We start from the raw sequence: 11,063 nt of genomic DNA on the forward strand, positions 1-11,063 counted from the left end.
ATCAGGTCACCGTCAGTCGACGGATCTTTTGCCCGTCACGATGAATTCTCGACAAATAGCCGACGAGTGCGTCGAAACACGCCGGATCGACTCTGAATACGTAGTCGAAACTCGAAGCAATCGTATGCGGATCATACTGACAGGTGCCGCTCGCGAACGTTCCCGCATTCGCGGGATCGACGCCTGGCGGAGCGAAGCCGCTTCGAGCGACAACGTTCGCCCATGTCTCGATCGCGGTACATATCGGGGTTGCGACCGCTTTGGCGAGGGGTTGATCGAACTCGATTTGTACTTCGCACCCGCGAATCGAATCACGCCCGTCGAGCTTCTGCGCGAACGCGAACGGCGCATCAACCGCAGGGCGAGGCCATTCCCCTTGATCCACGACAAGCTCCCGCTCGACCGCATTCGCGTCAGGTTCGTCTATGCACACGATGCTGGAGCGAATGCCCATCGCTGCCAGTAGATTGGTCGCGACGCGCCACTGCGATACCGGCAGATGATCCGTGGCAACGCACCAACGTTGCGTTTCGCTCGCCGGATCCCACGTCGACGAGACGACCTTCGCCGATGCCCGGCGATTCTCGCGAGCGTCGCTCACGTAAAAGCCAAGATTGATGTACCCGGCGAATAACGGCAATGGATCGGACATGACCAGATCGGAAGTCTCGAGCGAGGTCCCTTCTGCATTTTTTTCGAGATAGGCGACGCCCATGCCGCGTCCCGTGATATCGACTCGCATCACGCATACCTCGTCAATGATTCGCTCGATCGAAGGCATCGAGCCATTCCTGCACCCCGTGCTGTCGAAACTCCCACGGCAGCAGGCCGCCATCCACCGAATCGAGCCTGACCGGCCGCACCAGTTTTGCCACGGGACCGTATGCAGCAACGTAATCGTCGCGAGCGGCGTCTCCGAGCTGCGGCTCCGGCGTGGCCTGCAGGCACACACCATGTTTGAGCCCGCGCAAACGCGCCGGTGTTCCGGCGATGTGTTCCTCGATCGCGGAAATGCCGCCGATCCAGTCGACCTGATTCTCGCTCAGGAAGGTCAACCAGTTCGCCCGCTTCAGATAGGGACGCGCAATGGCCGCCTGATGCCTCTCCGTGAACTCTGGGTCGCGCTGCCGCAACTTGTTGCCAACGCCGACCATGACGCTTGCGACATCGAACCCGGGATATCGCTGCATCAACGCGGCTACCCGATTGCGGGTTTCCGTATCCAGATCGGGCGATGGAAAATTGATCGGAAAGTTGAGTCCGAATCCACAGGATCCCGAAATAAACTGCCTGTTCGCCACGATATCGAATTCGCACAGCCAGTCTACGACACGGTTGCCGGTCACCAACGGATGGTCGAGCGGCAACGTCAGATTGAGGATCGTGTGCATCGGGAGCGACCGCCGCTCGGTCGCACGCCATTGCTCGAGTTCGTCAGGCGCCGGTTCGACATGCGGACGATGCGCGAAATCGATTCGCAGGCTGCTGGCCGTCGCCCCCGCATCGGCGCCATTTTCCATCAAGCAATAGAATTTCTTCGGAAACGGGACAGGGTTTTCGCACCAGGTCTTGACGAGGCTTTCCGACCGCTTGTTGATGGGCTTCCAGCGTCCGTCGCCGGTGTTGTAGTGCGTCAAGCGATCGCCCAATGCTTCCCGCGCACGCCTGTAGAAATCGAAGATTTCGGGACCTTCGTCAAACTCCATCGCCCACTCGAACAACAGGCACGGACTGATCAAAGCGACATCGGCCCTTTCGAAGCCGAGATTCATTGCGTCTTGCATCACGCTCCTCACGGAATGACAAACTCCGGCACCATCCCGCCTGCTCCACCCAGGCCGAAAGACGGCAACCCATTGGGAAATTCCAAAAGAGGCATGCCATACATCCCCATGCCCGGAACGGGAACCTGCTTCAGCACCTCTTCCTGCTGAACCTTGGTTCCCTTTCCGCAACCACATTTCTCAGGGTCCAGACTCGGATCCTCACCGGCGTATGGATTACGTCCGCCGTTCTCCTGCTCGTTGATCGTGTTGTAATCCTGACGCTGCAAATTACCATTGCCTGCACCTGGGTTCGTTCGCCAGGTATCCACGGTTCCATCGGAGCGCGTGAACTTCAGATCGAGCACGCTCGTTTTTCCGCCGTTGGTTACCGTGAGGTCCGGAAAGCGCATCTGTTCGGTCGCCCCTTTCAGGAAACTGTTGAGCAGGTGCTGCCAGCTGGAATAGTTGCTGTTCCAGCTGCCATCGGGGCGTTGCCCCCAAGGCTTCTGGGACTCGATATCCATGTCCTTGTTGCCGGTTGCGTCCTTGTACTTGTCCCATGCTTCCTGGAAGCATTTTTCCTTATCCGACATCTTTGGCATATGAAATTCTCCTGCATCAGGCTGTTATCCCGCCCGTCGGCACTTCCTTGATCTTGACGAAGTCACCACCATCATTCCCCGCATCGCACCAGCAAAAAATACGGCATAGAATTCCGCCCTGGTCGAGCAGATTCGACTGGACCTCGGCCGGCGTATTGGTATTCGGGTTATTGCCATTCATCATCATGGGATCGGAAAGCCTCGCGACGTTGCGCCCTTCGATCTTGACGTCGTAGCTGTAGTTCGTAAATTTTGCCCATCCGCGATTGACGCCGGACACGACGCCGCCTCCCACACCAGGCTCGTCGCCATAACTGGGCTTGAACTCCGACTCCTTCAGCGCAGCGGGAACGCCATTCGTACGAACGGTCTTCGATCCATTCACCAGATCGCGCGAAAACGCAACATTCGTATAAGGCACTACACCGGCGCCCGGCGTCTTGCAAAAGTCCGGCGCCGCGCAGGTAGCGATTCCCCCGCTTTTCGAATGAACATTGGTCAGCTTGTTGACGATCACTGTAGATGCCACGGTGCCTCCCCCTCATGAGAACCCATATGCTCAAGCAGGCAGGCTGCGCGAGACAGCCTGGTATCCGATGCGGAAAAAACCAGCGAACGCCGTCGCGGCATCACGATATCCGTGAGTTCATCGTGCGCCAACATACACAGCATTGCAGCAGACGCCGCCCCCGTATCGCCCCAAATCTCCGCCGGGTGGCTGATATCGAGCGGGTGCGCAAACTGGCGGCCGTTACGCAGAAACGCGAAATCCCATTCGGCACTGCGCCAGGTCTCGCCAGTCAAATCGCCATAGCAATTGTCCACCTGGATGTCGGTTGACAAGCACTGCGAGATTGCGGCCGTCAGTCCGTCGCCGCGCGACGCCTGATCGGCATACCACGGCATGGTTTCCGTAGCGAGACCAACGGCGCGCAATACGACACGCGTCGTGTTCTCCACTGACGCTCGCCCCACGTCCGCGCGCAGAAGAGCAAAAGCCGCCCCCTCACCTGGAACCATGCCGAACGGATTGTCCTGGTGCTTGAGTCGGTCGGTATCGTCGAGCCAGTGCAGATAATTCATATCGAGCGGCGAGTCGACCCCGCCAATGATGCAAAAATCCGCCTCTCCAGCCTTCAAGATGTCGACCGACCTGGCCAGACCCGCGATAAAACCTGTATGACCGCTGCAAAAAAATCGACTCCCGCTACGTGAAAATTGCGGTATCGATTTGCAGATTTCCCCAGCGACGGACGCGATATCCGCGTGCGGCAAACCGGGACGCTCGGGCGGGAGCGAAAGCAGCACCGGAATGGGCCTTGCCGGCATCCCGGCCGATGCGTCCAGAATGTGCCCATGACGGGCCAATAAATCGTCCAGCGCCCGGCGAGCCAGCTCCGTCATTCGCGAAACACAGGCCGCATCCTCACTCAGACAATCGAGCTTCGCGAGCGCAATGGCGCCGCCCCTGCGGGCATACGGGTAGCGTTTGTGTCGCGCGATGCGCGACACGCTCGACAGTACGGCGTTGCAAGATTCGGCAGCGGACAAGCCCACCGACGTACACGCACCGAATCCGCTCACCACGATCGGGCTATCAAACCCCATAGAACCTCCCGGTATGCAGATCCCGCTTGGTATCGACATACGTGACCTGTACACGACGAGCATCACGCCCGCATGCCAGGACGCTGCGCCACACCATCACCAATCGACTGTCGTCCGGCTCGACTATCACGCGATCCAGTTGTGCGTGTTGACGAATCGTCCGGCCGCCTATTGTCGTCAACAGGTTGAAATGCACGCGAGGCAGCCGAAATGTCATTTCCGCCGACGGCGTCAGGTGGGCAAGCACGACACGTTCGCCGCCTCTCAACGGAACTACGGTCGCCATGCCCGGCGAGGCCGAGTTGAAGAATGCGACATCGAAATCGTCCGGAACCAGCGGTGCGCGCGTCGTGATCCACTGTTCATCAGTTGTACCGCTGAAGCGTGCACGCGCCGGCCACAGCGGCGGTATCGCATTCATCCCGGCCGGCGCAGGTCGATCTTTCCACGATTTGATCAGATGGCGCGGATCCTCGATATGGGGCAGCTTGCCGTCGCGCGCGTCGTCCCGGTCCACAAAGAATCCCATGCCCAGCGGATTGTCGGAGAATCCGTCCTTTTGCCGCGAACTCGTTCCGCCGTAGGCGAATTCGTACCGTAACGGCCAGCGTGAAAACAATTCAGGATCCGTCATACGCAGTCCGAATAACCCAGAATCCCAACGACGCGAGCCGAACACCCTGATGACTCGATGTATCGATCCGATCGAAATGCCGACATCGAGCTCACGCAACGGTTCATCTTCGGGTGCGTATGCCGAACCGTTGACCATGATGGCGCTCCCCGGATGCGCGAACACGATTTCGGCGTCTCGCCTCAGGGTCGAGTGCCCCGGCTCTCCGAAATACTCCGGATGCGTTTTCACTGGCTCTTGCTGCTTCGATAGCGACAGCGTACCGTCAGCGTGCAGATCATACGTTGCCTTGACAACCACGACCCACAGGTGCCCACCATGTCGGTCGAACTGCACTGCTCGTTCAGCAGCGAACGGCGTCACATTTTGCAGTTGCAACATGTCGATTTCAGTTCAGCTCGACAACCGATCCACGCAACCGGAGCGTACCTTCAGCATAGGTCGCTACATTCGTCCCGCGAACGATGACGCGTCCGTCCTTGTTCAACGTGAGACTTGCCTGGCCGCACTTCAGCGTCATCGCTTCGGCCGCTTCAACGCATACGTGCGATGCTTCCGTGGTCGCAGAGATAGCCGGCGTGATGGCGTGAACGAGGGCCCCAGCCGCGGCTTGATTTCTTGTTCCGTGCCGGCGCAGAAGGCCCATGAGGATAGGTTGCGCCGGGTCACCCTGCACGAATGCCAATACCACTTCGCGCCCGACGTCTGCCGCAACGACACTCGTGGCGCAAATCGCGGCAAGCGGCGCTTGGTACGGGTTATCGGGGTAGTCGACCCAGACACCATGATTCGAATCGACCTTGGCTATGGTTCCGAGAACCAGCTCAGCCGTCCGTTGGGTCGGCGGTGCAACACTCAGTGCGGCAATATGTTCTGCGACTCCCATCTCGGCCCCCTATGAATTGATATCGACGTTATTTCCGCTGATTCTCACCGGGCCCGAACCATCGATGGAAAGTGTGGCCCCGCTGATCGAGATGTTCCCGTTGCTCTCGAGCGTGATGCGCGCCTTGCCAACCTTGATTTCGAGCCGATCCCCGGCGCTGATCGACCAGGTCTTGCCGACAACCGTATTTTTCGACAGACCGACTTCTTCTGCCTGAGCGAGACCTACTGCCGTGTTCATCGCTCCGGCAACCGTGACGGTATAACCGGCGCCGATTGTCAGCGCCTTGGCCAATCCGATCGTCTCGGCCGAAGCAAGTGCGATCAGGAGATTTTGCCAACCCTCGATCGTTTCGTTCCGGTTGCCGCCGACCGTCAGTGTCTCGTTGCTGCCAACGCGTTCGGTACGATCCACGCCGATCGTGATGGTCTCATTGTTGTCGACCGTCTCGGTTCGGTCATGGCCGACATGCACCGTCTCATCGTGATCGATGTTCTTCTTTCGATCGTTTCCAACCCAATGCGACTCGTCGTGTTCGACCTCGAGGCGCTGATCTTTCTCAGCGTGCAACCAGACTTCCTCCGAACCCTTCTTGTCCTCGAAGCGAATGGCGTTGGCCGTGTTGACGTTGCCTGTTTTGGTCGAGCGCGTGAGAATCCCGCTCTGCGTAGCATTCGCAGGCAATCCCCATGGAGGCAGGTTGGCGGAGTTATAGACGCTCGAGATGATCAGGGGTCTATCCGGATTACCGTCGAGGAAAATTACGACTACCTCGTCACCTATCCGCGGGATCTGGATCATCCCAAATCCGCGACCGGCCCACGGTTGCCCGACGCGTACCCAGCATGAACTGCCTTGATCGCGCTTGCCCAGCCGATCCCAATGGAATTGCACCTTCACGCGGCCCAGGTTGTCCGTGTAAATTTCTTCCCCTTCGGGACCGACGACGACGGCCGTTTGCGGACCGATGATCGATGGGCGCTCGATCGTGAACGCCGGCCGATACGGAATCTTCTTGCGGATGCAGGTGAAACTGCACTGGTAGTTCGCTGCGCCATCTCCGGCCTGATAGTTGTTCGTTCCGCTGTGGGTGATCGTCGTCAGCAGAAACTGTCGATCCTCCTGTTTGGCATTGCTGTGGTCGTAGTGATCGTCGAGTTCGAAGTATTGGCATGGCGTCAGCCGCCGGCTCGTGCTCGTTCCGATGAAGACTTTGCTGTGTGCCGCAAGCGCCTGCGTTCTGAAGCGCGTCAACGCTTCTCCGCGATCGCTGTCCGCAAACCCATGTTCGCCCAGGTAGTCGTAGACTTCGTACGACGGTACTTCACCTTGGTTGACTTCGGTTCCGCCCGAAACAAACCGACGGGCGTGCGGTGCTTTGTAATCAAACGTCTTCAGCCCGACACTGTTGGATTCCAGTTGCCGGCTCGCCTGGAACGACGTAACGACCGCCAGATTGTCGAGCGCCTCGCCTTTTGTGTATTGCAGCATCGGACTGCGGCCGCTAATCGGCTTCGCGCTAATCGAGTTGTCCGAGATGACTAGTTTGTGACCGTCTTTCGCGTGCTCGAAGAAGAAGAACAGGCCATCTTCTTGCATGAGGCGCTCGACAAATTCCAAGTCGGTTTCACGGTACTGCGTGCAGTAGCTGCGATTCTTCGTCGCCTTAGACAACCGGAACTCGAACGACGCAATCTTTCCATAGTCTCGAAAGACTTTTGAAAGAATTGCTTCGGTATTCTCTTCCTGAAAAATCCGGATGTCGCGACTGCGCGAGAGCATCCAAAGCCATGGCACGAGGGTCGCGCTGTAGACGGTGAAGCTACCGTCGTGGTCGAGGTGGGTGAAGTTGGCTACGTAGCCGTTGAAATACCGTTCTTCCGAGCTCGCCAGCGCATCGGTAAGCTGTAACGTAATCGTCACAGGCTGACCGATCAACTTCTTCAGTTCAATGTTCGAGTCTTGAGAGGCGAGCCGAACGTGGAACTCGAAGTTTTGAGATAAGCCTTCGGTACCGTGGAAATCGACAAGCACCAAGTCAGATCGGCCCTTCATAGGCGTCTGGATGGTGAACAGCCGATTGCTCTGTAGCCCAAAAAAACTTGGAATATCTGACAGTTGCATGGCGCCCTCAGAACCCCGCATCGGAATGGCAGGATATTATTCGTCGGTGGATTTTAAACTGCTAGCCGCCGAAAAGATCAAGTTTTGCGTTTCTTGTACCTCATATATGGGGACGGAGTTGTAGGGAAGGTGAATGGATAACCTGTTGCCCCACTACGAATACGAGGTCGGTTTACTGCTCCGTGGCGTTACGGAATTTGCACGACGCTATCCGAAGATCGGCGCCCGACTCGGGATTGCAAACGGGCAGGGCGATCTGCATGTCGACCGGATGATCCAGACGTTTGCATTGCTGGCCGCGCGTGTCGATGCAAAGCTCGAGGACGCCTATCCGGAATTCACTGAATCGCTGTTGGAGGTGCTGTATCCACAGTATCTTCGCACCGTGCCTTCGTGCGCCATCGCGCAGTTTGATCCGTCGGATCTCTTCGGTCAGTTGACAACGCCGTTCACGATGCCACGTGGCACGCTGCTCGATGCTAACGCGGCGCCGTACCGGTTTCAAACTATCTATGACGTCACGTTGTCCCCGTTGCGAGTTCACTCGGTGCGCTATGCTCCGGCTACGCTCGTCCCAGCGGCCGTCCGACTCCCGTCGAATGTCACTGGCATACTTTCGATCGAATTCGCCAGTGCGACACCGACTGGGATATTCGATGAGGCAATCCCGTCCGGTACAGTTCGCGTTCACCTGTCTGGCGATCGGCCACGCATCGCTGCGCTCACCGATGCTTTGCTGCTACGTGCTGGCGCCGCATTTGTTGAGGTCGATCAGAGCGGTCGGTGGACGGCATTATCTAGGATACCGATCGAATCGGTGGGTTTTGACGAGAATGAATGCCTATTGCCGAAAGAATTGACCACTACATCCGATGCATACCAAACGCTCATCGAGTCGTTTGCGTTCCCCGAAAAATTCGACTTTGTTGACATCGATCTAGGACGAATGCGGCGGGCCGCACGCACGCCAGCGGCAAAGCGACTGACGTTGCATCTCGCGATCCTCGACACATCAGCCGAATCCGCCGCAGCACAGGTACTGACTGAACTCGATGCCTCATCCTTTCGCTTGTACTGCACACCGGTGGTCAATCTGTTCAAGCGAGATGCGATTCCGATCCAGTTGACAAGCGCTGATAGGGCGTACCCCGTCACACCGGAGCCGCTGGAAACCGGCTCCCCGCTCGACGTGTACTCGATCGATGCCGTTCATTTAGGCGATCGCTTGCAGGCTGAACAAGAGAGGGGCTCGCCATCGACCAGTCGCCACGTACGTACGAACGTATTGCCTTACCGGGCGTTCAGCCATGCTCGCGCCCCTGATCCCGCGATTGCATACTGGGCTGCGTTTCGCGATCTGTACACAGCAACTGGAACAACGCGCGCGCCACTGCTGCTATCACTCGTCGGACTGGAGGGCCATTCTGCGCAACTGAAACATCCGCAAGTCGACGTCGACGTCACGGCTACCAATGGAGATTTGCCCGCCCGGTTGCCGATCGGTGCACGAGACAGCGACCTGCTGCACGAGGGCGCGGCGTTAGCGTGCCCCATTAGATTGCTTACGCGCCCGACCTTGCCGAGCACTCTGCCGCGCGGCCACGACGCATTGTGGCGGATCCTTGCGGGCATGTCGTTGCACCCGTTCGATCTGACGCAAACGGGGCTGAAGGCATTTAAAGACTTTCTAAGACTGCACGCGCCGCGTGCGAACATCATCGCGCAACGGAGCATTGATGCGATCACCGACCTGGACCATCGCCCTGCGATCAGATGGATGTCACCCGATGGCGCGTTCCCGTCGTTCGTCCGCGGTGTCGAGATTGTCGTCTCTCTCGATGAAGCAGCGTTGCGCGACGTCACGTTGCACTTGTTCGCGCGAACGTTGGACAGGTTGTTTGCCCCGTATGCTGCGATGAACAGCTACATCGAGCTGATTATTTGCTCCTCGCAGACGGGGCGCGAACTTCAACGCTGTCCGGCGCGAATCGGAACACGGCCGCTGATCTAGTTAATGCAGATAACCGACCAAAATGCCTGCGCCCCCTCCAGCTATGAGGCCCACAGTCGTCCCGCCCATCACCAGGGCGGCCCGCGCGTGAGCAATTGCGTTCTCTGCTAACCACATCATTGCGGGGCTTGATAGCCCGAGCGCAAGCTGTGCGGGATTGATGCCGAGAAGCATGGCCGTGCCTGCTTTGCCGTATCCGACGCCGACGCCTCCGTCGAGATAGACCGTGGCGCCCTGAAAATCGGACTTGGAGAGTTCCTTGCCATCAAACGCTGGCGCCATATATATCAAGCCGGCGCTGTCAAAGGACTTGAGAGAACCGGCTCCGCCGACCTCATGTCCAGCAATCTTGGGGATCTTGATCTCGGGGATTGAGAATCGTGGCAACTTGATCTTCGGGATTCGAAGCCCAACGCCATATCCGATCCCAATGCCGCCGTAGTAGAAATCGAACAGTTGGCCGCTAGGATCCGCCAAGACGATTGTGCCACCGGAAGCAACGGCAAGTTCGAGACTGACCCCACCTGTTGCGCCAGTTTTGTATGTCCAGTCGCTATGCCTGAAAATTGACACGTGGCCCTCTCAAGTCGTTTATTTTCTGGATGGCAGGTTCATCAGCGAGAAGAGAATGAAGCCGACGCCGAAGATCAGTGCCATCAACGTCCAATTCCAAACTGCGCCGAATCGATCGATCGTGGCGGATCGCAGAGGCGCGTCCTCCTGATACAGCACGGTCACCTTATCGCCGACTTTCATACCGTAGATCATCCCTCCCTGCGGATAGGAGACGCGCTGGCCTGCTTTGGTGACAAATTCGACTTGGGGATGGCTCCCGCCTGCATTCAGGCTGACAACTTCTCCGGGCACGGCAATCGCCGTTTGGAGAAATTCGTGAGTCGACCACGCGACGAAGGCCGCGATTATGAGAAAACCGATCCCCATCACAATGCCTAGGATAGCCTTGACCATGAGCCCTCTCGATTTCTTTCATTCGACACGCGGAGTTTGACCGCAGCCTGTCTGCGCTGGATTTTAGCGCATCGCCGGCTATCAAATCGGCGCAGGCGGTTTACGCAACCTCATGACGCCGCTTTCGACGCGTCTTGTCTGTAGTTGTGATGCTGATGAAATAGCAGCGAGTGACCTGCCCCCGGTTTTAGTCCGAACTGCAGTTAGAGTCCGAGGTTAAAAACTGCTGCTTTGCGTCGTGCGCCCGGGCGAACTGCGCAGGCGTCAGATAGCCGAGCGAGCTATGAGGTCGCTCGGTGTTGTACTCGATACGCCATTCCTCAATCAGCCGCTTGGCGTGGCGCATTGAGACGAACCAGTGCTCGTTCAGACATTCATCTCGGAACCGCCCGTTGAAGCTCTCGATATAGGCATTCTCCACCGGCTTGCCAGGCCGAATGAACGACAGCGTGACACCGGCTTC

Annotated in this window: 12 protein-coding genes; 1 reads left to right on the forward strand and 11 read right to left on the reverse strand. The window is 57.9% G+C overall.

All coding sequences use genetic code 11. The features are described from left to right. Nucleotide 1: 1 nt before the first annotated feature. The 8 genes from SB786_RS15980 to SB786_RS16015 are packed head-to-tail and all read right to left on the reverse strand — an operon-like array spanning nt 2 to nt 7,620. The gene (locus SB786_RS15980) at nt 2-781 is read right to left on the reverse strand and encodes a hypothetical protein (protein WP_410728278.1); all 780 of its coding nucleotides are present in this window, start codon (nt 779-781) and stop codon (nt 2-4) included. Continuing rightward, nucleotides 756-1,772, reverse strand: a complete 1,017-nt coding sequence (locus SB786_RS15985; protein WP_410728279.1) for a type VI immunity family protein — start codon at nt 1,770-1,772, stop codon at nt 756-758. Before SB786_RS15985 ends, SB786_RS15980 begins: the two co-directional genes overlap by 26 nt. A 20-nt stretch (nt 1,773-1,792) precedes the next feature. Beyond that, nucleotides 1,793-2,368 carry a hypothetical protein gene (locus SB786_RS15990; protein ID WP_410728280.1) on the reverse strand — a complete coding sequence of 192 codons (576 nt, stop codon included), beginning with the start codon at nt 2,366-2,368 and terminating at the stop codon, nt 1,793-1,795. Between the two features lie 16 nt (nt 2,369-2,384). After that, the gene (locus tag SB786_RS15995) at nt 2,385-2,897 is read right to left on the reverse strand and encodes a DUF4150 domain-containing protein (protein WP_081066179.1); all 513 of its coding nucleotides are present in this window, start codon (nt 2,895-2,897) and stop codon (nt 2,385-2,387) included. Continuing rightward, nucleotides 2,882-3,976 carry a hypothetical protein gene (locus SB786_RS16000; RefSeq protein ID WP_410728281.1) on the reverse strand — a complete coding sequence of 365 codons (1,095 nt, stop codon included), beginning with the start codon at nt 3,974-3,976 and terminating at the stop codon, nt 2,882-2,884. Before SB786_RS16000 ends, SB786_RS15995 begins: the two co-directional genes overlap by 16 nt. After that, nucleotides 3,966-4,991 (reverse strand): DUF2169 domain-containing protein, encoded by a 1,026-nt coding sequence (locus tag SB786_RS16005; protein ID WP_410728282.1) that lies wholly within the window; start codon nt 4,989-4,991, stop codon nt 3,966-3,968. The genes SB786_RS16000 and SB786_RS16005 overlap by 11 nt, the downstream gene beginning before the upstream one ends. Before the next feature lie 7 nt (nt 4,992-4,998). Next, nucleotides 4,999-5,496, reverse strand: a complete 498-nt coding sequence (locus SB786_RS16010; protein WP_410728283.1) for a DUF6484 domain-containing protein — start codon at nt 5,494-5,496, stop codon at nt 4,999-5,001. Nucleotides 5,497-5,505: 9 nt separating this feature from the next. After that, entirely contained in the window at nt 5,506-7,620 is a 2,115-nt protein-coding gene (locus SB786_RS16015; RefSeq protein WP_410728284.1) for a type VI secretion system Vgr family protein, read from the reverse strand. A 133-nt stretch (nt 7,621-7,753) separates the two neighbouring features. Between SB786_RS16015 and tssF the strand changes: the two genes are divergently transcribed. Next, nucleotides 7,754-9,631, forward strand: a complete 1,878-nt coding sequence (gene tssF / locus SB786_RS16020; RefSeq protein WP_410728285.1) for a type VI secretion system baseplate subunit TssF — start codon at nt 7,754-7,756, stop codon at nt 9,629-9,631. Here the strand turns inward: tssF and SB786_RS16025 are convergent, their stop codons facing one another. From SB786_RS16025 to SB786_RS16035, 3 genes are all read right to left on the reverse strand, one after another. After that, nucleotides 9,632-10,204, reverse strand: coding sequence for a hypothetical protein (locus SB786_RS16025; RefSeq protein ID WP_410728286.1), 573 nt, complete (start codon nt 10,202-10,204; stop codon nt 9,632-9,634). 18 nt (nt 10,205-10,222) lie between these two features. Further along, nucleotides 10,223-10,600: a DUF3592 domain-containing protein gene (locus tag SB786_RS16030; protein ID WP_077020579.1), complete on the reverse strand. Its 378-nt coding sequence runs from the start codon at nt 10,598-10,600 to the stop codon at nt 10,223-10,225. 187 nt (nt 10,601-10,787) lie between these two features. Continuing rightward, the coding region (locus SB786_RS16035) for an integrase core domain-containing protein (protein ID WP_410728287.1) at nt 10,788-11,063 on the reverse strand (276 nt) is incomplete at its 5' end.

Origin of the sequence: Burkholderia sp. SIMBA_062 (assembly GCF_046534765.1) — a bacterium.
Lineage (GTDB): Bacteria > Pseudomonadota > Gammaproteobacteria > Burkholderiales > Burkholderiaceae > Burkholderia > Burkholderia ambifaria.